The organism is Streptomyces sp. NPDC051133 (genome assembly GCF_040682635.1).
Classification (GTDB): Bacteria; Actinomycetota; Actinomycetes; order Streptomycetales; family Streptomycetaceae; genus Streptomyces.
The window spans coordinates 50614-75774 of record NZ_JBFBBK010000026.1 but is presented as its reverse complement, the minus strand read 5'-3'; the positions used below and the strand labels follow the sequence as shown (position 1 = coordinate 75774).

20 protein-coding genes are annotated in these 25161 nt (G+C 72.7%); 9 read left to right on the top strand and 11 right to left on the bottom strand.

Going from position 1 to position 25161, the window contains the following annotated elements; genetic code table 11:
* Window positions 1–21: 21 nt before the first annotated feature.
* Window positions 22–1479 (top strand): penicillin-binding transpeptidase domain-containing protein, encoded by a 1458-nt coding sequence (locus tag AB0N17_RS25905; RefSeq protein WP_366013938.1) that lies wholly within the window; start codon window positions 22–24, stop codon window positions 1477–1479.
* 83 nt (window positions 1480–1562) lie between these two features.
* Here AB0N17_RS25905 and AB0N17_RS25900 read toward each other — a convergent pair whose 3' ends face one another.
* Together AB0N17_RS25900 and AB0N17_RS25895 are read right to left on the bottom strand one after the other, a co-directional pair.
* Window positions 1563–2417 carry a hypothetical protein gene (locus AB0N17_RS25900; protein WP_366013937.1) on the bottom strand — a complete coding sequence of 285 codons (855 nt, stop codon included), beginning with the start codon at window positions 2415–2417 and terminating at the stop codon, window positions 1563–1565.
* Between the two features lie 144 nt (window positions 2418–2561).
* Window positions 2562–3713, bottom strand: coding sequence for a ferritin-like domain-containing protein (locus tag AB0N17_RS25895; RefSeq protein ID WP_366013871.1), 1152 nt, complete (start codon window positions 3711–3713; stop codon window positions 2562–2564).
* Between the two features lie 122 nt (window positions 3714–3835).
* On the opposite strand from AB0N17_RS25895, the gene AB0N17_RS25890 reads away from it, so the two are divergent.
* The 4 genes from AB0N17_RS25890 (at window position 3836) to AB0N17_RS25875 (ending at window position 7296) form a co-directional block, all read left to right on the top strand.
* Entirely contained in the window at window positions 3836–4774 is a 939-nt protein-coding gene (locus AB0N17_RS25890) for a diiron oxygenase (RefSeq protein ID WP_366013870.1), read from the top strand.
* A gap of 393 nt (window positions 4775–5167) precedes the next feature.
* Window positions 5168–5818 (top strand): TetR/AcrR family transcriptional regulator, encoded by a 651-nt coding sequence (locus tag AB0N17_RS25885; protein ID WP_366013869.1) that lies wholly within the window; start codon window positions 5168–5170, stop codon window positions 5816–5818.
* Window positions 5819–5828: 10 nt separating this feature from the next.
* Window positions 5829–6131, top strand: coding sequence for a hypothetical protein (locus tag AB0N17_RS25880; RefSeq protein ID WP_366013868.1), 303 nt, complete (start codon window positions 5829–5831; stop codon window positions 6129–6131).
* 112 nt (window positions 6132–6243) lie between these two features.
* The gene (locus AB0N17_RS25875; protein WP_366013867.1) at window positions 6244–7296 is read left to right on the top strand and encodes an NlpC/P60 family protein; all 1053 of its coding nucleotides are present in this window, start codon (window positions 6244–6246) and stop codon (window positions 7294–7296) included.
* A gap of 1123 nt (window positions 7297–8419) precedes the next feature.
* Here AB0N17_RS25875 and AB0N17_RS25870 read toward each other — a convergent pair.
* Genes AB0N17_RS25870 through AB0N17_RS25850 form a run of 5 tightly spaced genes read right to left on the bottom strand, consistent with a single transcriptional unit; the run spans window position 8420 to window position 14094 of the window.
* Window positions 8420–9673 carry a styrene monooxygenase/indole monooxygenase family protein gene (locus AB0N17_RS25870; RefSeq protein ID WP_366013866.1) on the bottom strand — a complete coding sequence of 418 codons (1254 nt, stop codon included), beginning with the start codon at window positions 9671–9673 and terminating at the stop codon, window positions 8420–8422.
* A gap of 24 nt (window positions 9674–9697) precedes the next feature.
* Window positions 9698–10309, bottom strand: coding sequence for an ATP/GTP-binding protein (locus AB0N17_RS25865; RefSeq protein ID WP_366013865.1), 612 nt, complete (start codon window positions 10307–10309; stop codon window positions 9698–9700).
* Window positions 10290–10697 (bottom strand): DUF742 domain-containing protein, encoded by a 408-nt coding sequence (locus tag AB0N17_RS25860; protein ID WP_366013863.1) that lies wholly within the window; start codon window positions 10695–10697, stop codon window positions 10290–10292. The genes AB0N17_RS25865 and AB0N17_RS25860 overlap by 20 nt, the downstream gene beginning before the upstream one ends.
* The gene (locus tag AB0N17_RS25855) at window positions 10694–11197 is read right to left on the bottom strand and encodes a roadblock/LC7 domain-containing protein (RefSeq protein WP_366013862.1); all 504 of its coding nucleotides are present in this window, start codon (window positions 11195–11197) and stop codon (window positions 10694–10696) included. Before AB0N17_RS25855 ends, AB0N17_RS25860 begins: the two co-directional genes overlap by 4 nt.
* Window positions 11194–14094 carry a nitrate- and nitrite sensing domain-containing protein gene (locus AB0N17_RS25850; protein ID WP_366013860.1) on the bottom strand — a complete coding sequence of 967 codons (2901 nt, stop codon included), beginning with the start codon at window positions 14092–14094 and terminating at the stop codon, window positions 11194–11196. Before AB0N17_RS25850 ends, AB0N17_RS25855 begins: the two co-directional genes overlap by 4 nt.
* Before the next feature lie 385 nt (window positions 14095–14479).
* Here AB0N17_RS25850 and AB0N17_RS25845 point away from each other — a divergent pair, with 385 nt between their 5' ends.
* Window positions 14480–15268: a protein phosphatase 2C domain-containing protein gene (locus AB0N17_RS25845; RefSeq protein WP_366013859.1), complete on the top strand. Its 789-nt coding sequence runs from the start codon at window positions 14480–14482 to the stop codon at window positions 15266–15268.
* Between the two features lie 714 nt (window positions 15269–15982).
* On the opposite strand, the gene AB0N17_RS25840 is transcribed toward AB0N17_RS25845, so the two are convergent.
* Entirely contained in the window at window positions 15983–16474 is a 492-nt protein-coding gene (locus AB0N17_RS25840; RefSeq protein WP_366013858.1) for a MarR family transcriptional regulator, read from the bottom strand.
* A gap of 240 nt (window positions 16475–16714) precedes the next feature.
* Between AB0N17_RS25840 and AB0N17_RS25835 the strand changes: the two genes are divergently transcribed.
* Together AB0N17_RS25835 and AB0N17_RS25830 are read left to right on the top strand one after the other, a co-directional pair.
* On the top strand, window positions 16715–17539 hold the full coding sequence (locus AB0N17_RS25835; RefSeq protein WP_366013857.1) for a lysozyme: 825 nt from the start codon (window positions 16715–16717) through the stop codon (window positions 17537–17539).
* A gap of 160 nt (window positions 17540–17699) precedes the next feature.
* Window positions 17700–20054, top strand: a complete 2355-nt coding sequence (locus AB0N17_RS25830) for a SpoIIE family protein phosphatase (RefSeq protein ID WP_366013856.1) — start codon at window positions 17700–17702, stop codon at window positions 20052–20054.
* A gap of 202 nt (window positions 20055–20256) precedes the next feature.
* On the opposite strand, the gene AB0N17_RS25825 is transcribed toward AB0N17_RS25830, so the two are convergent.
* The 3 genes from AB0N17_RS25825 to AB0N17_RS25815 form a co-directional block, all read right to left on the bottom strand.
* Window positions 20257–20388 carry a hypothetical protein gene (locus AB0N17_RS25825; RefSeq protein ID WP_366013855.1) on the bottom strand — a complete coding sequence of 44 codons (132 nt, stop codon included), beginning with the start codon at window positions 20386–20388 and terminating at the stop codon, window positions 20257–20259.
* A gap of 123 nt (window positions 20389–20511) precedes the next feature.
* Window positions 20512–22932, bottom strand: a complete 2421-nt coding sequence (lon, locus tag AB0N17_RS25820; RefSeq protein WP_366013854.1) for an endopeptidase La — start codon at window positions 22930–22932, stop codon at window positions 20512–20514.
* Between the two features lie 464 nt (window positions 22933–23396).
* The gene (locus AB0N17_RS25815) at window positions 23397–24116 is read right to left on the bottom strand and encodes a rhomboid-like protein (protein ID WP_366013936.1); all 720 of its coding nucleotides are present in this window, start codon (window positions 24114–24116) and stop codon (window positions 23397–23399) included.
* 355 nt (window positions 24117–24471) lie between these two features.
* Here AB0N17_RS25815 and AB0N17_RS25810 point away from each other — a divergent pair, with 355 nt between their 5' ends.
* Complete coding sequence (locus AB0N17_RS25810; protein ID WP_366013853.1) at window positions 24472–25149, top strand: spermidine synthase; 678 nt, start codon at window positions 24472–24474, stop codon at window positions 25147–25149.
* The last annotated feature ends 12 nt before the right edge of the window (window positions 25150–25161 follow it).

Sequence of the window (25161 nt, the reverse complement as noted above, 5' to 3'; positions counted from 1 at the left end):
TTCCCCGAGGGCGGGCAGCCGATGACCCGGTACATCCGGCACGCCTGCGCGTTCTGCGTGCTGCTGCTCGTGGCGCTGCTGGTCAACGCCACCCGGGTGCAGATCGTGCAGTCCCGCGCCTACTCCGACAACCCGGCCAACCGGCGTGCCACGATCGCCCGTTACGCACAGCCGCGCGGGAACATCCTGGTCGGCGGCCGGCCGGTCACCGGGTCCGTGGACACCGGGGAGCAGTTGCGCTACGAACGCGCCTACCGCGACGGCCCGTTGTACGCCCCGATCACCGGTTTCGCCTCGCAGACGTACGGCACCACGTTCCTGGAGCACTCCGAGGACGGGGTGCTCTCGGGCACCGACCCGCTGCTGGCGCCGCTCGCGCTGTGGAGCGACGTGACGCGCCGGCGGAGTCCGGGCGGGGACGTCGTCACCACCCTGAACCGGAAGGCGCAGGAGGCGGCGTACCGGGGGCTGGACGGGCGCAAGGGCGCGGTGGCGGCGATCGAGCCGGACACGGGCCGGATCCTGGCCCTGGTGTCGAGCCCGTCGTACGACCCGGCCGTGCTGTCCGGCAACGGGGAGGCGGTGGCCTCGGCGTGGTCGCGGCTCAACCACGACCCGGAGAAGCCGATGCTCAACCGGGCGGTGCGGCAGACGTATCCGCCGGGGTCGACGTTCAAGGTGGTCACCGCGGCGGCGGCGCTGGACGCGGGGGTGATCACGGACCTGGACGCGCGGACGCACTCCCCCGACCCCTACCGGCTGCCGGGCACCACCACCCGGCTGACCAACGAGAGCGACGGCTGCGGCAACGCGTCGCTGCGGGCGGCCTTCACCTGGTCCTGCAACACGGTGTTCGCCAAGCTGGGTGTGGACGTCGGGGTGGACGCCATGGGGGCCACGGCCCGGGCGTTCGGGTTCAACGACAGCGGGCTGCGCGTGCCGTTCGCCGCCGCGCCCAGCACCTTCGACACGCACGTGGACCGGGCGCAGCTGGCGCTGTCCTCGATCGGCCAGTACAACACCCGGGCCACCCCGCTGCAGATGGCGATGGTCGCGGCGGCCGTCGCCGACGGCGGGCAGCTGCGCTCGCCGTACCTCGTGGAGCAGACCACCCGGCGGGGCGGCGAGACGGTCGCCGGGAGCGGGACGCATCCCGTGCGCCAGGTGATGAGCCCGGCGACGGCGAACCGGCTGCGGGAGCTGATGACCGACGTGGTCCGCAGGGGCACCGGCACCCGGGCGGCCATCCCCGGCGCGATCGTCGGCGGCAAGACGGGCACCGCCCAGCACGGGGTCGGCAACACGGGCGTGCCGTACGCCTGGTTCGTCTCCTGGGCGCAGAACGAGGACGCGCTGGAGCCGGGGGTGGCGGTCGCCGTGGTGGTGGAGGACGCGGCGGCGAACCGGGGCGAGATCAGCGGCGGCGGGGACGCGGCACCGATCGCGCGGGACGTGATGCGGGCGGTGCTCAAGCGGTGAGAAACGGGCCTCCCCCACGGCCCTGAGGGCGGCGGGGGAGGCTGGGGCGGTACACGGAGGTGGAGCCTGAGGTGGAAGAGCGGTCAGCCGATCGGCTTGACCGCCTCGGTGCGGACCTTGACGGTCTGCTGCGCGAGCGCCTCGAGGTCGACCTCCGACGGGTTCTGCGACAGCAGCGGCGTGTTCACGACGGCGACGGTGGCGCCCGTGTTGCCGTCGGCCCAGGCGCACATGGGCAGGGTGATCTTCGTGCCCATCTGCTCCTGGGTCACCACCTCACAGGTGATGGTGACACCGAGGTGGAAGTCCTTGGCCGGTACGGCGACCTTGGCGCCGTCGCTCTCGGCGGCGCCCTTCATCATGTTCTTGCGGGCCGCGTCGGCGTTCTTGAACCGGCCGTACATGCCGGACACCACCATGGTGCCCTTGGTCGCGTCGCCGCCCACGTCGTAGCTGCCGACCACGCCGTGGGTGTCCTTGGCGTCCCAGGCGCCGTCGGCCTCGCTCTCGATCTTCTTGCCCTCGGTGTCGGAGAGGTCCTTGGCGAGGTGGTACTTCCCGTCGACCAGGGTCTCGGGCAGGGTGAGCTTGTTCTTCGCCTCGGGGAAGCCGCTCTTCAGGCCGGCCCCGATCGCGCCGAGCGCGACCAGACCGCCCACGAGGAGCACGACGACACCGCCGACGATCCCCAGGATCAGCCCGAGCCGCCGCTTCTTCGGCGGCGGAGCCATGGGCGGCGCACCCCAGGCGGGGTACGGCTGCGGCGGGTACGGCGCTTGAGGGGACGGCTGCTGCTGGGGGTAGGGGGAGCCGTAGGGGCCGGGGCCCGGAGGCTGCCGGCCGTACGGGGCCTGCGGCTGCGGGGGCTGCTGGCCGTACGGGTTCTGCGGGGGCTGCTGGCCGTAGGGAGACTGCGGCTGCTGCGGCGGCGGAGGCATGGACACGCCAGCACGCTACTGCACGCGGGTGACCGGTACGGCACCGCACCTGGCACCGGCCGGTACCCGGCGGGGCCCGCGTACCGGCCGGTCCCCGGCGGCGCCCGCCGCGCGTCAGCTCACCCCCGCCCCTTCCCGCTCCCCCTACCCTTCCCCTTCCCCTTCCCCTTCCCCTTCCCCTTCCCCTTCGTGCTCCCCCGAGCCCGACCGGACCGCCGCCGCCACCTCGGCCACCCGCTCCCGCTCCTCGGCGGCGAAGCGCTCCGCGTCCAACTGCTCGGCGAGTTCCTCGTCCTGGGCCATCAGCAGGTCCAGGTTGGCGTCGCCCATCTCCAGGACGCCCATGTCGACGTAGGCCTGCTGCAGCCGCTTGCCCCACAGGCCGATGTCCTTGACGCAGGGCACGATCCGGCTGAACAGCAGCTTGCGGAACAGCTGGAGGAACTCCGACCGCTCGCTCAGCGCCTCCGCCTCCGCCCTGGGGATGCCGAAGTTCTCCAGCACCTCGACCCCGCGCAGCCGGTCGCGCATCAGGTAGCAGCCCTCGATGACGAACTCCTCGCGCTCGCGCAGTTCGGCGTCGGTGAGCTGCTTGTAGTAGTCGCGCAGCGCCATCCGGCCGAAGGCCACGTGCCGGGCCTCGTCCTGCATGACGTAGGTGAGGATCTGCTTGGGCAGCGGCTTGTTCGTGGTGTCCCGGATCATCCCGAAGGCGGCCAGCGCCAGTCCTTCGATGAGCACCTGCATGCCCAGGTACGGCATGTCCCAGCGGCTGTCGCGCAGCGTGTCGCCGAGGAGCGACTGCAGATTGTCGTTGATCGGGTAGACGAGCCCGATCTTCTCGTGCAGGAAGCGGCCGTAGATCTCGGCGTGCCGGGCCTCGTCCATGGTCTGGGTCGCCGAGTAGAACTTGGCGTCCAGGTCGGGCACCGACTCCACGATCCGCGCCGCGCAGATCATCGCGCCCTGCTCGCCGTGCAGGAACTGGCTGAACTGCCAGGAGGCGTAGTGCCGGCGCAGCTCGCCCTTGTCCTTGTCGGAGAGCTTGTCCCAGTACTTGGTGCCGTAGAGGGACATCGCCTCCTCGGGCGTGCCGAGCGCGTCGTACGGGTCGACCTCCAGGTCCCAGTCGATACGGGTCTGTCCGTCCCACTGCTTGTCCTTGCCCCGCTGGTACAGGGCGAGGAGGCGGTCGCGGCCGTCGTCGTACTCCCAGCTGAACCGGGCGGATCCGGTCGCGGGCACCTCCCAGGGGGAGTTCGACGGCGGGTTGGCGTACAGGTCATGGGTCGGCATACCTCGCAGGCTCACACGTAGACGCGGAGTCAACAAGTCATGCGCGGGGGATTGACGGCCTTGCTGACAAGCAGTCTCATAAGAGTGGACGACGTACCCCCGGGTAACGAGGTGAGGGAGCCATGACGACCCTGACGGAAGCGGACGCGCTGGACGGTCTGCGCGACGCGCTCGGCCTGCTCAAGGACCGGGAGCAGGTGGCCGAACGGCTGCTGGTCTCCTCCGCCAAGCACTCCTTCGACCCGGACAAGGAGCTGGACTGGGACGCGCCCTTCGAGGAGGGCAAGTGGTTCTGGCCGCCGGAGCTGGTGTCGCTGTACGACACGCCGATGTGGAAGCGGATGAGCGAGGAACAGCGGATCCTGCTCTCCCAGCACGAGGCGGCGGCGCTGGCCTCGCTCGGCATCTGGTTCGAGATCATCCTGATGCAGCTGCTCGTCCGGCACATCTACGACAAGGCGGCGACGAGCGCGCACGTCCGCTACGCGCTCACCGAGATCGAGGACGAGTGCCGGCACTCGAAGATGTTCGCGCGGCTGATCTCGCACGGCGGGACGCCCTGGTACCCGGTGAGCCGGGCGCACCAGAACCTCGGCCGCCTCTTCAAGACGATCTCCACGACCCCCGGCTCCTTCACCGCCACGCTCCTCGGCGAGGAGGTGCTGGACTGGATGCAGCGGCTGACCTTCCCGGACGAGCGGGTGCAGTCCCTCATCCGGGGCGTCACGCGCATCCACGTGGTCGAGGAGGCCCGGCACGTGCGGTACGCCCGCGAGGAGCTGCGCCGCCAGATGGTCACCGCGCCGAAGTGGTCCCAGGAGTTCACCCGGGTCACCTCCGGTGAGTTCGCCCGCGTCTTCTCGGTCGCCTTCGTGAACCCCGACGTCTACACGAACGTCGGGCTCGACAAGCGGGAGGCCATGGCGCAGGTGAAGGCGAGCGGCCACCGGCGGGAGGTCATGCAGACCGGCGCCAAGCGCCTGACCGACTTCCTGGACGACATCGGCGTCCTGCGGGGCGTGGGACGACGCCTGTGGAGGTCGTCGGGACTGCTGGCCTGACCGGGCGGCGGGTGCGTCGTGGCTGGTCGCCCCCCGACCGCGAAGGACAGCGGGCCCACCGCGACCGGCCGCGCCCCGACCACGAAGGACAGCGGGCCTGCCACGACCGGCCGCGCCCCGACCACGAAGCGACTGACCGCCCCGCGGCGAAGCCGCACATCGACACAGCCTGGACGACATCGGCGTCCTGCGGGGCGTGGGACGACGCCTGTGGAGGTCGTCGGGACTGCCGGCCTGACCGGGCAGCGGGTGGTCGTGGCTGGTCGTGCCCCTCCAGGTTGGCCGCGTGGCCCTGTCCGCAGAGTCGCGTGGCCCTGTCCGCAGAGTCGCGTGGCCCTGCCCGGAGAGGCGTGTGGCCCTGTCCGGAGGGGCGTGGCGATTAGGCTGACGGGCATGACCCCGGCCGCCACCCCCGCCTACCGTCGCCTGAGCGTCGAGGAGCGACGAAATCAGCTTCTCGACGCCGCGCTCTCCCTCTTCGCCCACCGCGCACCGGAGGACGTGTCACTGGACGACGTGGCGGAGGCCGCCGGTGTCTCGCGGCCGCTGGTGTACCGGTACTTCCCCGGCGGCAAGCAGCAGCTGTACGAGGCCGCGCTGAGGTCGGCCGCCGACGAGCTGCGGCAGTGCTTCGACGAGCCCCGCGAGGGCCCGCTGATGCCCCGCCTCTCGCGCGCCCTGGAGCGCTACCTGACCTTCGTGGACGAGCACGACACCGGCTTCAGCGCGCTGCTCCAGGGCGGCAGCGTGGTGGAGACCTCCAGGACGACCGCGACGGTGGACGGCGTGCGCCGGGCGGCGGCGGAGCACATCTACCACCACCTCGGCGTCGCCGACCCCGGCCCCCGGCTGCGCATGACCGTCCGCACGTGGATCACGGCCGTCGAGGCGGCCTCCCTGATCTGGCTGGACGAGGGCAAGGAGCCCCCGGTCGAGGAGCTGCGCGCCTGGCTGGTGGAGCAGTTCGTGGCCGTCCTCACGGTCACCGCCGGCCGTGATCCGCAGACGGCCGAGATCGTCGGCGCGCTCGCCGAGGATGTCTGAGACTGAAGCCGTGAAGAGTCAGGAAACCCCCTTCGAGGGCGGCCCCATGGACGGCCGCGTGCTGCCCGTCCTGTGCGGCCCCACCGGGCACCCTCCGAAGACGTACCGCATCCCCGTGCCCGACCCGGACGGCGGGCCGCCCGCGGTGCTCGTCTACCGCCGCGTGCCACGCGGGCACAGCAAGAGGCTCGGGCTGATCACGGGCTGGAAGTACCGGTACGACCCCGACGACCGGTCCGGCGGACGGCTCAGGTGGCCCTGGTCGAAACCGGACGTCCCGCCGCCCGGCAAGCCGGGTGACACGACCGGGTGACAGGGTTGCGCCGAACCGCGCACGCCGAGCGCGCGCCCCGCGCGGATACATCTGATTATCGCGGTGCGATAGGAGGCGAACAGCCCGCCCTCCCCGCACCCGAGGTGATGTCGTGTCAGGAACGTTCCTGCGCCTGGCCTGTACGGCGGCGGTGGCGGCCCAGGCCGCCCTCGCACCCGTGCCCTGCGTGGCCGCACCGAACCCGCAGCGGCCCGTCTCCCAGCTGCTGACGGACCTTCAACAGCTGTACCGGCAGACCGAACAGGCCACCGAGAGCTACAACGCGACGGCCGACAAGCTGAAGCGGCAGCGCGCCGAGGTGTCCCGGCTGGAGGGCGAACTGACCCGCGCCCGCCTCGCCCTCCAGGACAGCCGCACCGACGCCGGCCGGCTGGCCCGCCGGCAGTACCAGGGCAGCACCGAACTCGACCCCTACGTCCGTGTGCTCCTCGCCCCCGACCCGCAGCACGCGCTGGACGAGGGCCATGTCATCGGCGAACTCGCGCGCGAGCGAGCCCGGACGGTGAACCGGCTGGCCGCCGCGGAGAAGCGCCAGGACACCCTGGCCCGGGCGGCCCGCGAGGCCCTCGACACCCAGCTCACCCTCGCCGACCGGCAGCGCAGGCAGCGCGACGACGTCCAGGGCAGACTCGGCGCCGTGGAGCGCCTGCTGGCCTCCCTCACCCCGGACCAGCTGGCCGCGATCGCCCGGCTGGAGCAGCAGGGCGTCACCGAGGCCCAGGACAGGCTCACCACCGCCGGCGCCCTGCCCGACAACCGCTCCGCCTCCCCCGCGGGCGCCCGGGCGGTCCGCTACGCCATGGACCAGCTCGGCAAGCCGTACCGGTGGGGCGCCCAGGGCCCGAACGCCTACGACTGCTCGGGCCTGACCTCACAGGCGTGGTCCCACGCGGGCACCCCGATCCCCCGGACGAGCCAGGAGCAGTGGGCCCGGCTGAAGAAGGTCCCGCTGAACCGGCTCCGCCCGGGCGACCTGGTGATCTACTTCCCCGAGGCCACGCACGTGGCGATGTACGTGGGCGCGGGCAGGGTCGTCCAGGCACCGCGCCCCGGAGGCCGCGTCACGGTCTCACCCCTGGCGTCCTTCCCGATCCTCGGCGCGGTACGACCGGATCCTCAGGCCCCGGCCACCGAGCCCGGGTAGGCGGCCGTCCTCTCCGGGCCGGCAGGTCACCAGGCTGTGCCTTGCCCGGGCCCGCACGGATCGAGCAGCGCTCCTCAGCCCACCGGGTACTTCGAGATGGTTATCGAGGTGCCTGATCCGGTCGGACCGACCTGGACGGTAACCCCGTCCTTGTCCCGCTTGGCGACGATGTTGGCACTGAACCGACCTGTCCCGTCGGTGTGGCTGGTCACCGTGGCGCCCGGGTATGTGGGTATCGCCCCTGAAGGTGTCGCCCTCCGAACCCCGCTTTCCAGGGCGCCTGCGCACGGCGCACGGCGCACCCGCCCGGTACCGTGCTGGGCCGTGGAGGGAACCGTGTCCTGGACGGCCGGCTGCCGACGCCTCCACCGCCGCTGCGAGCGCGAGGGCCCGCGCCGCTCTCGCGGCTTGTGTTTGCCGAAGACACGAGCGGCAACGCGAAGTCCATGAGTCAATCGAACAGCGGCACTCATCAAAATTCCGCAACCAAACGGAATGCGTCCGCCAAGGCAAGGCAGGCCACGTCGAAGGCGACTGCTCCCGCGTCGCAGGCAGCGGACAAGGCGGCCGACATGTCAACTGACGCCTCGTCAACTGCGTCGGCCGCGGCCGAGCGTACGGCCGGGACGGGTACCGCGGTCGTACACCGTGCGGCCGAGCGTGTCCAGGCCGGCCGCAGGGCCGTCGTCGCCGCGTCCGGGCAGGCCGTGTCCCTCACCAGGACGGCATGGACGTTGGTCGCCCATCGAAAGCTCCTGGCCGCCGGTGTGGGCGCGGGCTTGTCAGCGCTGGGTGCCACGTCATACCTGGCAGGTCGCCGGGCGGGACGCCGCACGCACGGTCCGATCACCCGTCTGACCGGCGGCCGGATCTGAACGGCGCTCACAGAAGGTGCGGCCGACTGCGGTGACGGCGGCGCTGACGGCAACGACGACGGACGGCCGCCGGATCACCCGCCCGTGGTTCGCTTCGAAGGCCCGCTCCCGGTGAAACGCCAACGGCCCCGGCAGCAGAACCGGGGCCGTCCGTGGGCCGCCCGTGGGCCGTCCGAGGGCGGCCGACGTCGACCGACAACGACAGGCGACGACAGACGACGACTGTCGGAGTGCAGGGCAGAGGCTCGTCAGGCCCCCGCGACCGACGCCAGGTAGGCGCCCGTCTTCTCCGGGTCGTAGAAGAAGTTCTCGAAGTCCGCCGGGTCGTTGAAGGCGTTGGCGAAACGGTTCGCCACCGGCTGGAGCTGGCCCGCCGCGCCGATGAGGTTCAGGATGTGCTCCGGCGGCGGGGCCAGCATCGCGTTCGTCCACTTGGTGACGTGCTGGGCCGTGGCCCAGTAGCGGTCGAAGGTGGCCCGCATCCACTCCTCGTCGAACGGCTTGTCGTCGCGCTCCAGGATCGAGGCGAGGTAGGCGGCCGCGCACTTGGACGCGGAGTTGGAGCCCTGGCCGGTGATCGGGTCGTTGGCGACGACCACGTCGGCGACTCCGAGGACCAGGCCGCCGGAGGGGAGGCGGCCGATGGGGTTGCGGACGGTCGGGGCGTAACGGCCGGCCAGTGTGCCGCCGGCGTCGGTCAGTTCGACCTTGGTGGCCCGCGCGTACTCCCACGGAGTGAACTTCTCCATGAGTTCCAGGGTCAGGGAGAGGTGCTCCGCCGGGTCCTTGACGCCGTTGAAGACGTCGAGCGGGCCGCCGGGTATGCCCTCCCAGAACAGGATGTCGGCGCGGCCGGACGTGGTGAACGTCGGCATGATGAACAACTCGCCGACGCCCGGGACCAGGTTGCAGCGGACGGCGTCGAACTCCGGGTGCTCCGGGCGCGGCCCGAGCCCGTGCACGTACGCCACCGCGAGGGCGCGCTGCGGCTCGCTGTACGGCGAGCGCTCGGCGTCCCGGCCGAACATGGACACCAGTTCGCCCTTGCCGGCCGCGACCAGGACGAGGTCGTAGGTGCGGGAGAAGTAGTCGAGGTCGCCGACGGCCGCGCCGTGGATGACCAGCTGCCCGCCGCGCTGGGCGAAGGTCTCCATCCAGCCGGCCATCTTCACCCGCTGGTCCACGGACTGGGCGTACCCGTCGAGCTTGCCCACCCAGTCGATGGCCCGCTGGGTGGGGCCCGGGTCGTGCGAGCCGGGGGCCGCCACGGACACGCCGAGTCCCTCGATCTTCGGGGCCTGGGACTCCCAGAAGTTCAGCTGCAGATCGCGCTCGTGCTGCAGTGCCGTGTCGAACATGCACTGCGTCGACATGACCCGGCCGGAACGGATCTCGTCCGCGGTCCGGTTCGACATCAGGGTGACCTCGTAGCCGTGTGACAGCAGGCCGAGGGCGAGCTGGAGTCCGGACTGGCCGGCTCCAACGACGAGTATCTTCCGCATGCGGGTGGTGCTCCTCAATCAGGACTACTCGGGGGTTTCGTCCAGCGCGTGGCCCACCAGGGCCAGGAGGGTCTCGATCACCGAGATCCGCCGCCGCGCGTCCATGATCATGACAGGCACGTGCGGGGGTATCGTCAACGCCTCCCGCACGTCCTCGGGCTCGAAGCGCTCACTGCCGTCGAAGTGGTTGACGGCGACGACGTACGGCAGTCCGCAGCTCTCGAAGTAGTCCAGCGCCGGGAAACAGTCCTTCAGCCGGCGGGTGTCGGCCAGGACGACGGCACCGATCGCGCCGCGCACCAGGTCGTCCCACATGAACCAGAACCGCTGCTGGCCCGGCGTGCCGAACAGGTAGAGCACCAGGTCGTCGTCGAGCGTGATGCGGCCGAAGTCCATGGCCACGGTCGTGGTGAGCTTGCCGGGCGTGGCGGTGAGGTCGTCGGTCTCCTCGCTCGCCTCGGTCATCAGCGCCTCGGTCTGCAGGGGCGTGATCTCCGAGACGGAGGTGACCAGCGTGGTCTTGCCGACGCCGAAGCCCCCGGCCACCACGATCTTCGTGGCGATGGGGGCCCGGGCGCGGTCCGTCTGCCAGGACCTCACGTCCTCGTCGGTGTCCTCAAAGACGACGGAGTCCACTCAGCACCCTTTCCAGCAGCGCGCGCTCCGGGCGGCCGGTGCCGTGACCGGTTCCGGTGCCGTACACACGGATCTTTCCCTGGTCCGCGAGGTCGCTCAGGAGGACGCGGACCACGCCGAGCGGCATCTTCAGCAGCGCGGCGATCTCGGCCACCGTGCGCATACGGCGGCACAGTTCGACGATGGCCCGCATCTCCGGCATGACCCGGGCGGAGAGCGGCGCACTTGTCAGTTCCTTGCGCTCCTCGGGGGCCTCCAGAGCCGCGACGAACGTCTCCACGAGGAGCACGTGTCCGAAGCGGGTTCGGCCGCCGGTGAGCGAGTAGGGGCGGACGCGGGCGGGTTTGCGGTCGCCGCCGCGCACAGGAAGTTTCGATGTACCGCTCATCGGGCGCTCCCGGTCGACTGGGCCTCCAGTGACTGCCTCAGCTCCGAGCGCAGTTCAGGGGTGAGGACGTGGCCGGCGCGGCCGACGAACAGGGCCATGTGGTACGCCACCACGCTCATGTCGCACTCGGCGGAGCCATGCACGCCGAGCAGCGAGCCGTCGCTGATCGACATCACGAACAGGCTGCCCTCCTCCATCGCGACCATCGTGTGCTTGACCCCGCCGGAGTCCATCAGCTTGGCGGCGCCGACGGTGAGGCTGCCGATGCCGGAGACGATGGTGGCGAGGTCGGCGGAGGAGCCTCGGGGGCCGCTGCGCTGGGCCCCCCGGGCCTGGCGGGCCTCCTCCGTGTGACCCGGGTCGGACGAGAGCAGCAGCAGGCCGTCGGAGGAGACCACGGCGACGGACTGGATGCCGGGCACTTCCTCGACCAGATTGGTCAGCAGCCAGTGCAGGTTGCGGGCTTCACTGCTCAGTCCGTAGGTACTGGGCGCGGTCAACTGCTTGCCTCCTCGGCTGTGCCCCCCGTGGCTTCAGTGGTGTGTGCGGCGATCTCCGCCTCCACGTCCCGGTAGCCGGCCTGGGCCCCTTGGCGGAAGCCGCCGAGCCTGCGGCGCAGGGCGTCGGCGTCCACGCTCGCGGTGCGGCGGCGGGGTGCCGCGGCGGGCGCGGTGATCTTCGGTGTGCGCTTCGGAAGGCCCTTGCTGGTGACCGCCTCGGCCTCGTCGTCCGCGGCGGTCCGGGCCCCGTCCACACCCTGCGTGCGGCGCTCGCCGCCGGGTGCGGGCGACCCCAGTGGGTCGTCCCCGGCGTCGGCGGCCGCGGGTACGTGCGGCTCCGCGGGACGCGTCGCCGGATTCCCCTCCTGCGACAGGCCCCCCTCCGCCGACAGCTCGGGGAGCAGCAGCTCCATCGTCGTCTCGGCGAGGGTCTCCGCCGGCGCCTTCGGGCGCGCCGGCTCCCGCTGGGCGGCCCGCTGTCCGGGGAGTTCCGCCCGTGCGTGCGTCTCCGGAGGTTCGGCGCCCGGGTCGGTCTGCCCGTGCGGCCGGTGGCCCTTCGTGTCCTCGGCCCGCGGCTCGAGCGGCCGCGACTGCGACTGCGACTGCGGCTGCGACTGCGGCTGCGGCTGCACCGGACCGCCGGGGGGCTGCTCCTGCGCGTCCCGGGCCGCCTTCTCCGCCAGTGCCACCAGCGGGTCCGCGTCCGCGGCACGGCCGTACAGGACGTTGGAGTTGACCTCGGCGTCGGCGCCGGGGAGGGAGAAGGTGCCGGTGCCGGTCATGGACGCGGTCTGCGGGGGCAGTCCGGCCGGCGGGGCCTCGGCGAGGAGCGTCGCGGGCAGCACCACGACCGCCGCGACGCCGCCCTGCTTCTGCTCGCGCAACTGCACCCGGACGCCGTGCCGCTGGGCGAGGCGCGCGACGACGTACAGGCCGAGCCCGAGGCCGTCCTCGCCCTCCTTCTCGTAGGGGGACTCGGGGTCGAAGTCGGCCAGGCGGGAGTTCAGCCGGTCCAGGCGGTCCCCCGCCATGCCGATGCCCTCGTCCTGGACCGAGAGCATGACCTCGCCGGACTCCAGGAGCCAGCCGGAGACCTCGATCGGCAGGTCCGGCGGGGAGAAGGCGGTGGCGTTCTCCATCAGTTCGGCCAGCAGGTGGGAGAGGTCGTCCGCGGCGAAGCCCGCGACGTGCGCGTGCGGCGGGAGCGCGGCGATACGGACCCGCTCGTAGCGCTCGATCTCGCTGACCGCCGCGCGGACCACGTCGACCAGCGGGACCGGACCGTGGCTCTGCTGGACGTGCTCGGTGCCGGCGAGGACCAGGAGGTTCTCGCTGTGCCGGCGCATGACCGTGGCGAAGTGGTCCAGCTTGAAGAGGGTGGCGAGGCGCTCGGGGTCCTGCTCGCGGTCCTCCAGGCCCTCGATGACCGCGAGCTGGCGCTCGACCAGGCCGAGCGTGCGCAGGGCGAGGTTGACGAACGTACCGCCGATGCTCGTGCGCAGGCGCCCCAACTGGGCCTCGGCCTCGGCCAGCTCGGCCCGCAGCGCCTCGCGGGCGTCGGCCATCTTCTGCCGCTGGCCGACCAGGTGCTTGCGGTCGGTCTCCAGGGTGCCGACCCGCTCGTGCAGGCCCACCGCGTGCGCGTGCAGGGCGTTGACCGAGCGGACCACCTGGGCGAACTCGTCGTTGCGGCCGGTGAAGGCGATCGGCTCCTGGGCCGCGGGGTCCTCGGACTCCGCCAGGCGGGCCGAGCCGCGGCGCAGCACCGACAGCGGGCGGGTGAGGGTGCGGGCCATGGCCGTGGCGATGCCCACGGCCACCAGCATCAGCGCGCCGAGCACGGCGACGCGGATCTCCAGGGCCGTGACGTCGTCGTCCCGGAGCCCTTCGAGATCCTTGGTGCGGTGGTCGTAGAGGGCCGACTCCGCGCCGCGCATCAGGTCGACGCGGGCGGACAGGGCCGCGTCCAGCTTCTTGGTGCTGGTGGTCAGGTCGCCGTCGGCCAGGGTCGGCTGGTCGGTGAGCGTGGCCAGGTACTTCTCGGCCGAGTTGACCTCGGGGCCGGTGACCGTGGAGTCGTAGGAGTCCACGGACGCCTTGGGGGCCGTCTCACGGAAATCGGCGAGGGCCGTGTCGGCGCGCAGCCGGGCCTGCTGGGCGGCGGCGGTCAGCGCGTCGCGCTGCTTGCGGTCCGCCTCGCCGGTGGTGGAGGTCGTGGTGGGCAGACCGGTGACCGGGTTGATCACCGTGCGGGTGGTGGACGGCACGTTCAGCGCGGCCAGCAGCAGGCCGCGGGCGGCGGCGGACTGCTGGACGGCGGAGTCCAGTTCGGCGAGCGCGTGGGCGCCGGAACCGGCCCTGGGGGGCATCTGGTCGGCCAGCTGCTCGGCCACCCGGTGCAGCTCGGCGATGGTGGCCGAGTAGGCCTGGTGGGCCTGGAGCGCCGTGGACTTGCCGGTGAGGGCGGCGCGCCGGACGGCGGCGATGCCGTCGAGGTCGGCGCGCAGGCTCGCCGGGGTGTCGGTGTTCGCCCGCAGGTCCTCGACCTGGCGGTCGACACGGGCGCTGCGGTCCTCGGCGGGCGCCTTGGACTTGGCCCGGCCGGCCGCGATGTAGGAGGTGACCTCGTCGCGCTCGTCGGCGAGCGAGTGGGCGAGGGCGAGCGCGTCCTCGGTACGGGAGGCCAGCGTCACCAGATCCTGGGAGTCACTGACGTCCTGGGAGGCGCTGAGCAGCGCGGGTGCCCCGGCCCCTGCGACGGCCGCGGCCACCACGGCGACGGCCACGATCAGCCGCGTACGGACATGGGTGGGTCGGCCGGTGCCCACGGGGTTCTGCGGGTCGGTCCCCGCGGGGGCCGTCTGCCTGCCTGTGCGCCGAGGCCGCTTCATCTGCACCGGTGCTCGCATTCCTGAACTCGTCTACCCAAGGGCCCGGGTGGCGCCCCGTCATCTCGGTGCCAAGTGGTTCCTGCACCCGGTTCGTACGGTTCCCGACCCTCCCAGCGCCGGTGGGCAGGGGTCGTGCATCACCTGACCCGCCACCCGAAGGAGTGAACATCGGAGGAGAGTTGGCGGGCAAGTTCCTGTGGCCCGTGCGGGGCGTGTCCACGGCGGGCCGGTTGGACGTGGCGCGGCAGCCTTTGACAGTATTCGCCACCACGCCTTCCCGGAGCGCCTCATTCCTGCCCAAATCAGGCGCCTGACCTGCGGGGTCGTGCGTGTTCGCCGACCGTTGCCAGCCTTTGGCGGAGCCTGTGAAGGCCTCGTGCAGACTGGCTGGATGCGAACTGATCTCGTTTCGGAACCCGGCGACGCGACCCGCCCCAACGAGGACTTCGCCGGTGTCGGACTACCCGCCTCCGGACAGGGAGGTTGCGTGATCGTCCTGGACGGGGTGACGCCGCCCCGCGACGGGGCGGGCTGTCTGCATTCCGTTCACTGGTTCACCGCCCGGCTCGGCGGCGCGCTGACCGAACTGACCGTTTCCTGTGGAGATCTGACGCTCCCGGAGATTCTCTCGCGGGCCATCCGGCGCACCGCCGAGGCACACGCGGAGACCTGTGACCTTTCTCACCCGAGAACCCCTCAGGCAACCGTCGCCCTGACCCGCTGGTCAGCCGACCTGGTCGAGTACCTGGTGCTCTCCGACGCGGTGCTGTTGCTGCGAGGCGCGGCCGGCACGGTCACTCCGGTGCTGGACGACCGGCTCGCCCGGCTGCCCCGCTCCGCGCTGGCCACCGACGCCCTGGTCGACACCCGCCTGCGCAACAAGGAGGGCGGCTTCTTCACGGCCGCCGCCGATCCCTCGGTCGCGGCCCGCGCGGTCACCGGCAGCCTGCCCCGGCGGGAGGTCCGCGCGCTGGCCGCGCTGACGGACGGGGCGGCCCGCTGGACGGAGACGTTCCGCGAGGGCGACTGGACGGACCTGTGCGACCTCGTCGTCGAGGAGGGCGCCCGGTCCCTGGTGGACCGGGTGCGGAAGCTGGAGACGGCGGACCGCGAGAAGCGGACGTTCCTGGGCCGGGGCAAGACGCACGACGACGCGACGGTGGTCCACGTGGAGCTGTGAGGGCCGGGGCGAGGGGCGTCGCGCCACTGGTTCCACGGCAGGTCTTCTACGGCGCCGGGTGGTGTCCGGGGGTGCGGTCAGCCCGCGTGGACTGCGCCGGTCCTGCCCGCCGGCCGCCGCCCCACGGGCCGAAGGGGGGTGTGGCGGTCGTGCCGACGGGCCACTGCCCACCGGGGTCCGTCGGGGCCGTGGCGGTCGTGCCGACGGGCCACTGCCCACCGGAGTCCGTCGGGGCCGTGGCGGTCGTGTCGACGGGCCACTGCCCACCGGGGTCCGTCGGGGCCGTGGCGGTCGTGCCGACGGGCCACTGCCCACCGGGGTCCGTCGGGGCCGTGGCGGTCCCGTCGGAGAGCCACGGCCCCGCCCCACGGGTCCCATGGCAGCCCTGACCGCGAGCTCACGGCGGATGTGGCGATCGCGCCGGTACCTCACGGGCCCACGGCAACCGTGCCCATCCCGCCGACCGGCCCGGATCCCAACACCACTCGGTCGGTCCGGCCGACGAGTCACCGGCCCACGAGCCAACGGCAGCCGTGCCGATCGCGCCGCCGGATCACTGCGCCCCAGGTGCCACGGCAACTCAGCCGGTCCGGCCGACGCGTCACCGCCCCACGGCACCGACGCCTCACTGTCCCACGACGACCACGCGTCACTGCCCCACGGCAACGACGAGGGAAGACGCTCGCTCCGACGGGTCGCCGTGTCGTCGGTGGCTCACTTCTCCATGACGCCGTTGAGCTGGTGGAGCAGTCGGGCCAGTTCCGCCACCTCGGTGCGGTCCCAGTGGGCGAGTTGCCGCACGTAGCGGGCGCGGCGGGCCTCGCGGACCGTGCCGACGCGCCGGCGGCCCTCGTCGGTGAGGGTCACGAGCCAGGCGCGGCCGTCGGCCGGGTCCGGCTCACGGGTGATCAGGCCGAGCTCCTCCAGGGCCCGCAGCTGGCGGGACATGGTGGCCTTGCCGACGCCGATGTAGGCGGCGAGTTCCGTGGCCCGCTGGCCGCCCAGCTCGTCCAGCCGGATGAGCAGGCCGTACGCGGAGGACTCAAGGTCGGGATGGACCTCCCGGGCCATCTCGCCCTGGTTGGCCCGGGCGCGCCGCAGCAACACGGTCAACTCGCGCTCCAGCGCCAGGAATTCCTGGTCTGCACCACTGGGCGTCACTCGCCCGCCGACGCGCTGTGCGTCGCCGTTTCCGTCCTCGTGCACGTCAGCACCCCTGCTCGGTTTCGCACTCGTGAAAGTTTCCGTCAAAGTCCGTCATTGCCGCAGCTCTGCCAGTATTTCGCAGGCGTAGACCAACGGCGGAGTCCGGACCCCCTTCCCACGCCGTCGTCTACGTGCGTAGCTTCTTTATCAGGCAATCAATGGCATGCCCACGCCAGTCGGGACAGCTCTGCCCCACGGCCACCGCAACGGTTCCCCCCACCTCTCCTCCGGAGGCACGTCATGCCCGTGCACAGACCCGGCTCCATCCGCCCGCGCGCCCTCGCCGTCCTGGTCACGGCCCTGCTCGCGGCGCTCTCCCTCGCCCTCCCCCTCACCTCCGCCCAGGCCGCGACCACCCCCAGCCGCGGCTCCGCCCACATGGGCATGGGCGTCCTCGCCCACGACGGACAGCACGGCACGCCCACCACCGGTGACGCCACCCAGACCGAGGGCGTGGACGTCGCCGGCTACCAGGGCAACGTCGCCTGGTCCACACTGTGGGGCAGCGGAGTGCGCTGGGCCTACACCAAGGCCACGGAGGGCACGTACTACACGAACCCGTACTTCGCCCAGCAGTACAACGGCTCGTACGACGTCGGCATGATCCGCGGCTCGTACCACTTCGCGACCCCGGACACCACCAGCGGCGCCGCCCAGGCGAGCTACTTCGTCAGCCACGGCGGCGGCTGGTCCAGGGACGGCAAGACCCTGCCCGGCGCGCTCGACATCGAGTGGAACCCCTACGGCGCCGCCTGCTACGGCAAGACCACCGGCCAGATGGTCAGCTGGATCGCCGACTTCATCAACACCTACAAGTCGCTCACCAGCCGCTACCCCGTGATCTACACGGCCACCAGCTGGTGGACCCAGTGCACCGGCAACTACGGCGGCTTCGCCGCGAACAACCCCCTGTGGATCGCCCGGTACGCCTCCGACCCGGGCACCCTGCCGGCCGGCTGGTCGTACTACACGATGTGGCAGTACACCTCCTCCGGTCCGACCGTCGGTGACCACGACAAGTTCAACGGCGCCCTGGACCGCGTACAGGCGCTGGCCAACGGCTGACCGCCGCACACCTGTGACCCCTGCCCCGCCGCGCAGGGGTCACAGCCCCACGCACCGGCACGGGCACGGCTGAGCCGGGCCCGCCCTGCGTTGGTGCTCATTGCCGCCCCGGATCATGCTGGTCAGGAGAGCCTGCCGAGCAAGGGCGAGATGAGCGGCGATGGAGCGACAGTCCACGTACACGGCCACCATCGATGAGCAGGGCATCCTCACCAGCTGGAGCGACGGCGCGCAGCGACTGCTCGGCTACGACTCCTCCGCCGTCGTCGGACGGCCCGCCGCCACCCTGCTCGCCGCCGACCACGCGACCATCCGCCGGGTGCTGGCCGGCCGCCGGCGCTGGAACGGCACCCTCCCCCTGCGCCACCAGGACGGCCGGTCCCTGGAGCTGGGCGTGCTCGCCCACCGCCGGGCCCCGCGGGCCGGGGCCGCGGACTGGCTCGTGGTGAGCGCCGTGACGACCCGCACGCAGCCGCCCCGCGGCGAGCCGCTGGAGGAGTGGACCTTCCTCCAGTCCCCCTTCCCGCTGGCCATCTTCGACGCCGACCTGCGCCTGGTGCGCGCCAACCGCCGGATGGAACACGCCCTCGCCCTGCCCGAGGCGGTGATGCGCGGGCTGCGCGTCGTCCACATCGTGCCCGGAGCGGCGAGCGAGGAGACCGACCGGTCGATGCGGCAGGCGCTGGAGGCCGGCCGGCCGCAGGAGGTGCGGGCCCGCCTCGGCCCGGACCTCGGCGACACCGCCGTACTCACCCCGCTGAAGGACGCCGACGGCCGGGTACGGGCCGTGTGTCTGTCCACGCAGCGCCCCGCCCCGGACACCAGCGCCCCGCAGCAGCAGCCGGGCGAGGCCGGCTCGCGCGTCGGCATGGCCGCGGACCAGGCCCGCGCCGCGCAGGAACTCGCCGAGGTCACGGTCCCCCGGCTCGCCGACGTCATGGCCGTCGACCTGCTCGACACGCCCTGGACCGGCACCGGGTCCGACCGGCAGCGGGGCCCGCTCGTCCTGCGCCGGGCCGCCCTGCGCCCGGTCCCGGACAGCGGGCCGGCGCCCGGAAGCGCGGTGGGCGAGGCGGTCGTCTGCCCGCCGGACTCACCGCCCGCCCGGTGCCTGACGGCGGGCCGTCCGCTGCTGTACGACACCGCGGACCCGGGCATCGCCGCGTGGACGGGGCTGGACCCGTGCGCCGCCTGGCTGCGCGCCTTCGAGGCACGCGCGCTGCTCGCGGTGCCGCTGCACGCCCAGGACGACACGCTCGGAGTGGCCCTCTTCGGCCGGCACCGCGACCGGGAGCCGTTCGGCCCGGAGGACCTGCGGCTCGCCGAGGAGTTCGCGGCCAAGGCGGCCGACGGCATCGACCGGGCCCGTGCCTCCTCCCGGACCCGCACCACCACGATGGCCCTGCAGCAGAGCCTGCTCCCGCACACGCTGCCCGAGCAGGCGGCCCTGGAGATAGCCACCCGCTATCTGCCCGCCGAGACCCGGGCCGGCGTGGGCGGCGACTGGTTCGACGTGATCCCGCTGTCCGGGACCCGGGTGGCGCTCGTCGTCGGTGACGTGGTCGGGCACGGCATCCGCGCCTCGGCCACCATGGGCCGGCTGCGGACGGCGGTGCGCACCCTGGCCGACGTCGACCTGCCGGCCGACGAACTCCTCACCCACCTCGACGACCTGGTCCTGCGGCTCGCCGCGGACGAGGGCAGCGCCGACCCGTCCGCCGAGACCGCCGGAGGCATCGGCACCACCTGCCTCTATGCCGTCTACGACCCGGTCTCGCGCCACTGCACCCTGGCCCGGGCCGGGCATCCGCCGCCCGCCGTGGTCACCCCGGACGGCACGGTCCGCTTCCTCGACGTGCCCGCGGGCCCGCCGCTCGGGCTCGGCGGACTGCCCTTCGAGGCCGTGGAGACCGAGCTGCCCGAGGGCAGCCTGCTCGCGCTGTACACCGACGGGCTGTTCGAGGCCCGCGAGCACGACATCGACGAGGCGCTGGACAAGATGTTCGCCGCGCTCGGGCGCCCCGCCACCTCGCTGGACTCCGTGTGCGACCGGGTGCTCACCGAGCTGCTGACCCACCGCCCCGACGACGACATCGCGCTGCTGGTGGCCCGCACCCGGGTGCTGCACCGGGACCGGGTGGCCGCCTGGGAGCTGGAGAACGAGCCCACCGTGGTCGCCCGCGCCCGCCACCTCGCCGCCGACCAGCTCACCACCTGGGGCCTGGACGAGGCCGCCTTCACCACCGAGCTGATGGTCAGCGAGCTGGTCACCAACGCCATCCGCTACGGCCGCCCGCCCATCCGGCTCCGGCTGATCCACCAGGACAGCACCCTGATCTGCGAGGTCTACGACGCCAGCGGCACCACCCCGCACATGCGGCGCGCCCGGATCTTCGACGAGGGCGGCCGGGGCCTGCTGCTGGTCGCCCAGCTCGCCGAGCGCTGGGGCACCCGGCACGACCGGATCGGCAAGACGGTGTGGGCGGAGCAGTCGGTCGCCGGAACCGGCGGGTGAGCCCACCGCCGCCGCCGCGACCACGGCCTCCCGCCTTCTGCGGTGCTCACCGCGTCGCGGCCGTTCCCACCGTCGCCGCCCTTCACGCTGCCGCCGCAAAGCCACCCCAGACGCCACCACTGCCGCCGCAAAGCCACCCCGGACGCCACCACTGCCGCCGCAGAGTCGACGCAGACGCCCACCCCTGCCGCCCTCGGCGCCGTCACAGCCCGGCTCGGCTGCCGCCGGCGGATTCGGCGGTGCCGTTCAGGGCGCCGTTGCAGGCGCCCGCGCGGATCGTGTCGCCTCGGACCGCGCCGGAATGCGCCGTCGCGCTCTCGGCTGCGATCAGCACCGAGGGGCTCGCCGGGGGGGCAACGCACGCCCGGCTTCCATCGGGTGATCCCGGTGCCCACCCATGGCGAGGGCCCGGGTCTCCCTCACGGAACCCGGGCCTTCGCTCATCCGGCAGCGTCCGTCACGCCGCTACCGGAACCTCCGGCGTCGCGCCGTTCGCGGCGGGCGCGAGCGCCAGCTCCAGGACCTGGCGGACGTCGGTCACGGTGTGGACGTCGAGCTTGTCCAGCACCTCGGCCGGGACGTCGTCCAGGTCGGGCTCGTTGCGCTTGGGGATGATCACGGTGGTCACCCCGGCGCGGTGGGCGGCGAGCAGCTTCTGCTTCACCCCGCCGATGGGCAGCACCCGGCCGGTCAGCGAGACCTCTCCGGTCATCGCCACGTCCGTGCGGACCAGCCGCCCCGAGAGCAGCGAGGCCAGCGCGGTGGTCATGGTGATGCCCGCGCTCGGGCCGTCCTTGGGGACCGCGCCCGCCGGGAAGTGGATGTGCACGCCCCGGTCCTTCAGGTCGGCGACCGGCAGCTCCAGTTCGGCGCCGTGGCTGCGCAGGAAGCTCAGCGCGATCTGCGCCGACTCCTTCATCACGTCGCCGAGCTGGCCGGTCAGGTTCAGGCCCGCCGCGCCGGTCTCCGGGTCGGCGAGGGACGCCTCCACGAAGAGGACGTCGCCGCCGGCACCGGTCACCGCGAGGCCGGTCGCCACACCCGGGACGGCCGTACGGCGCTCGGCCGGGTCCTGGGCGGACTCGGGCACGTGGTGCGGGCGTCCGATCAGTCCGCGCAGGTCGCCGTCGGTGACGGTGAACGGCAGCTTCCGCTCGCCCAGTTCGTGCTGGGCAGCGACCTTGCGCAGCAGCCGCGCGATGGACCGCTCCAGGGTGCGCACGCCGGCCTCGCGCGTGTACTCGCCGGCGAGCCTGCGCAGCGCGCTCTCGTCGATCGCGACCTCGTCCTCGCCGAGGCCGGCCCGCTCCAGCTGGCGCGGGAGCAGGTGGTCCCGGGCGATGACGACCTTCTCGTCCTCGGTGTAGCCGTCCAGGCGGACGATCTCCATACGGTCGGCGAGGGCCTCCGGGATGGCCTCCAGGACGTTGGCGGTGGCGAGGAAGACCACGTCCGACAGGTCGAGTTCGACCTCCAGGTAGTGGTCACGGAAGGTGTGGTTCTGGGCGGGGTCGAGGACCTCCAGCAGGGCCGCGGCCGGGTCGCCGCGGAAGTCGGAGCCCACCTTGTCGATCTCGTCGAGCAGCACGACCGGGTTCATGGACCCGGCCTCCTTGATCGCGCGCACGATCCGGCCGGGCAGCGCGCCGACGTACGTACGGCGGTGACCGCGGACCTCGGCCTCGTCGCGGACGCCGCCGAGGGCGACGCGGACGAACTTGCGGCCCATGGCGTGCGCGACGGACTCCCCCAGGCTGGTCTTGCCGACACCGGGCGGGCCCACCAGGGCGAGCACGGCACCGCCGCGCCGGCCGCCGATGACGCCCAGGCCGCGGTCGGTGCGCCGCTTGCGCACGGCCAGGTACTCGGTGATGCGCGCCTTCACGTCCTCCAGGCCGGCGTGCTCGGCGTCCAGGATCGCCTTGGCGCCCTGGATGTCGTACGCGTCCTCGGTGCGCGCGTTCCACGGCATCTCCAGGACGGTGTCCAGCCAGGTGCGGATCCAGGAGCCCTCGGGCGACTGGTCGGAGGCCCGCTCCAGCTTGTCGACCTCCTTGAGGGCGGCCTCGCGGACCTTCTCGGGCAGGTCGGCGGCCTCCACGCGCGTGCGGTAGTCGTCGGACTCCTCGCCGTCCTGCGCGCCGTTCAGCTCGCGCAACTCCTTGCGGACCGCTTCGAGCTGACGCCGCAGCAGGAACTCCCGCTGCTGCTTGTCGACGCCCTCCTGGACGTCCTTGGCGATGGTCTCGGCCACGTCCTGCTCGGCGAGGTGGTCGCGGAGCGCTTGCGTGGCGAGCTTCAGACGGGCCACCGGGTCGGCGGTCTCCAGCAGTTCGACCTTCTGCTCGATGGTGAGGAAGGGCGAGTAGCCGGAGTTGTCGGCGAGCGCGGAGACGCCGTCGATGGCCTGGACGCGGTCCACGACCTGCCAGGCGCCGCGCTTCTTCAGCCAGGTGGTGGCGAGCGCCTTGTACTCCTTGACGAGGTCCGCGACGTGGCCCGGCAGCGGGTCGGGCACGCTCTCGTCGATCCGGGCGCCCTCGACCCAGAGCGCGGCGCCCGGTCCGGTGGTGCCGGCGCCGATGCGGACCCGGCTCCGGCCGCGGATCAGGGCCCCGGGATCGCCGTCGGCCAGCCGGCCGACCTGCTCGACCGTGCCCAGGACGCCGGTCCTGGCGTACGTGCCGTCGACGCGTGGCACCAGCAGCACCTTGGGCTTGCCGGGCGCCGACCGGGCGGCGGCCTGGGCGGCCTCCACCGCGGCCCGAACCTCGGCGTCGCTCAGGTCCAGCGGGACCACCATGCCGGGCAGCACGACCTCGTCGTCGAGCGGCAGCACGGGCAGGACGAGCGTGAACGCCGTGGACTCAGCAGCCATGATCTCCCCTTAGGCAGTCAACTTGAGCTATGCCGACTCAATGCACGGCGGTCGGCGAATGTTCCCGGCGCCCTGTTCGCTGTGAGCGATCACCGGGCGGCGCGAACGTCCTTGCAGGTGGGAGGCGTTGTCAGTGGGGGCTGTCAGCATGACCGGTGGATCGGCACACGGGTGGACCGACCGCACGGGGAGGACGCATGGGGCACCTGGGGGACGGGCCTTTTCGACCCGCGCTGCCGGCCACCCGCGCGAGCGTGCGGCGCACGATGCCCTCCCGCTCGGCCGTCGGCGGCCTCGTCCAGGTCGTCGCACCAGTCCGCCGCCGTGTCGTTGGGCGCTGGACCGGCTCACGCAGGAGCCCTCCGAACTCCTGGAGCTGTGGGAGGGGTCCGTCGGCGCCTCCTGGCGTGCGGGCGTGGAGCGGATGCGGCAAACGCTCCTGCCCCGGGCGCCGGGGGAACGGCTCAGCCCGTGCTGACCACCGGGTGCGCCCGGGAAGCCGCCGAAGCCGTCCGCTGCCAGCGCCGGACCAGGGGCCAGCAGGCGACGCCGGTCGTCAGGGCGATCAGGTGGCCCCAGTTGGTCATCGGGTCCTGGAAGGCGGCCAGGTCCTCCAGGAGCATGCCGGCGACCAGGGTGAGCAGCGGCCAGCGCAGCCAGGGGGCGAGGAGACCGGCCAGAGCGCCGGTGCTGGCGGCCACGCCGAAGCTGATGCCGTAGTCGAGGCGGTGCAGCGAGCTGGCCGGGAGGTGGCCGAACAGGACGGCGAGACCCACCGGGACCTCGGTGGCGAGCGTGGCCAGGACATGCCCGGTCAGGAACACACAGGCCGCCCGCGCCCCGCCTATCCGCCGCTCCAGCCCGGTGAGCACCAGCACGAACGCCGCGGCGTACGGCGAGACGATCCCGCCCGCGATCCACAGCGCGCTCGCCAGGAGCACCAGCGCCGGCGTGCGCAGCAGGTGGGCCACGTCGGTGCTGGAGCCCTGGTAGAGGCTGTGCACCAGGCCCGGGTCGGCCAGGGCCGCGAACACGGAGGTGACGGCCAGGACGGCCGCGTAGGCGAAGGTGAAAGGAGTGCCGGTGGGCGTCGGCAGGAGGCGCCGGGGCCACGGGCGGGATGCGGCGGGAGAGGCCTGGAGGGGGACGGCCTCGGCAGCCGCGGTGCCGCGCTGGCGTGGCATGCCGTCCAGCAGTTCGGCGATCCCCGGGACGTCGGCGGGCGTGCCGTCGGGAAGGGGCGTGCCCGCGAGGGGCACGGACGCGGCCCCCGCGGGGCCCGTCGCGGTCCGTTCCACGGTGAGGCGCTCCTTCCGTCGCGCCCCACCCTTCGTCCTCGGCGGCCCCGTGTCTATGACCGACGCCACGCGAGAGCGGTTTCACAGCAACCTCCTACATCGCGGCTGCGTCGGGGCGGGGCGCCGCCCGGCGCACGGGTGTCCCACGAACGAGTGCATCGCACCCCGGCCGTCCGCGCGTCGGCGGCCCGTCATCGGTAATTGCCGTGTACGCCAAGCCGCGTTCAAGCAGGATGGGCTCATGACTGCCGCGTACGACTCTCCCGTGGTCCTGGACCGGCGCGACGGCCCGTACGGCGAAGTGGTGCTGCGCAGACACGGTTCGCTGCTGCAGATCATCGCCAACGGCTGTTTCCTGATGGACACCTCCGACGGCCGCTCCGAGCGGCTTCTGGTCGACGCCGCGTACGACGCGCTGGACGGGCGGCCGGAGCCGGAGGTGCTGATCGGCGGGCTGGGAGTGGGGTTCTCGCTGGCGCACGCGGTGAGCGACGCGCGGTGGGGCCGGATCACCGTCGTGGAGCGGGAGCCCGCCGTGGTCGACTGGCACCGCGGCGGACCGCTGGCGGAGCTGACCGCCGGTGCCCTCGCCGACGCCCGGACCGCGATCGTTCAGACCGATCTGGTGGGGTACGTCAATGAGACATCGGACACGTTCGACGCCCTGTGCCTCGACATCGACAACGGCCCGGGCTGGACCGTGACCGGGGACAACGACAGCCTCTACTCACCCACCGGACTCGCCGCCTGCGCAAGGGTGTTGAGACCGGGCGGCGTGCTGGCGGTGTGGTCGGCGACGCCCTCTCCGGAATTTGAAGGAAGCTTGCGGAATGCCGGGTTCCAGCAGGTGCGTACCGAAGAGGTGCCCGTTGCCCGGGGCGTTCCGGACGCCGTGCACCTCGGCGTCCGCCCTGGATAGCGACAGCGCGGT

Excerpts from the sequence above, each read along its gene's own strand:
- AB0N17_RS25905 (WP_366013938.1), top strand. The coding sequence starts at position 22 with ATGACCCGGTACATCCGGCACGCCTGCGCGTTCTGCGTGCTGCTGCTC.
- AB0N17_RS25900 (WP_366013937.1), bottom strand. The coding sequence starts at position 2,417 with ATGCCTCCGCCGCCGCAGCAGCCGCAGTCTCCCTACGGCCAGCAGCCC.
- AB0N17_RS25895 (WP_366013871.1), bottom strand. The coding sequence starts at position 3,713 with ATGCCGACCCATGACCTGTACGCCAACCCGCCGTCGAACTCCCCCTGG.
- AB0N17_RS25890 (WP_366013870.1), top strand. The coding sequence starts at position 3,836 with ATGACGACCCTGACGGAAGCGGACGCGCTGGACGGTCTGCGCGACGCG.
- AB0N17_RS25885 (WP_366013869.1), top strand. The coding sequence starts at position 5,168 with ATGACCCCGGCCGCCACCCCCGCCTACCGTCGCCTGAGCGTCGAGGAG.
- AB0N17_RS25870 (WP_366013866.1), bottom strand. The coding sequence starts at position 9,673 with ATGCGGAAGATACTCGTCGTTGGAGCCGGCCAGTCCGGACTCCAGCTC.
- AB0N17_RS25860 (WP_366013863.1), bottom strand. The coding sequence starts at position 10,697 with ATGAGCGGTACATCGAAACTTCCTGTGCGCGGCGGCGACCGCAAACCC.
- AB0N17_RS25845 (WP_366013859.1), top strand. The coding sequence starts at position 14,480 with ATGCGAACTGATCTCGTTTCGGAACCCGGCGACGCGACCCGCCCCAAC.
- AB0N17_RS25835 (WP_366013857.1), top strand. The coding sequence starts at position 16,715 with ATGCCCGTGCACAGACCCGGCTCCATCCGCCCGCGCGCCCTCGCCGTC.
- AB0N17_RS25830 (WP_366013856.1), top strand. The coding sequence starts at position 17,700 with ATGGAGCGACAGTCCACGTACACGGCCACCATCGATGAGCAGGGCATC.
- lon (WP_366013854.1), bottom strand. The coding sequence starts at position 22,932 with ATGGCTGCTGAGTCCACGGCGTTCACGCTCGTCCTGCCCGTGCTGCCG.
- AB0N17_RS25815 (WP_366013936.1), bottom strand. The coding sequence starts at position 24,116 with ATGCCACGCCAGCGCGGCACCGCGGCTGCCGAGGCCGTCCCCCTCCAG.
- AB0N17_RS25810 (WP_366013853.1), top strand. The coding sequence starts at position 24,472 with ATGACTGCCGCGTACGACTCTCCCGTGGTCCTGGACCGGCGCGACGGC.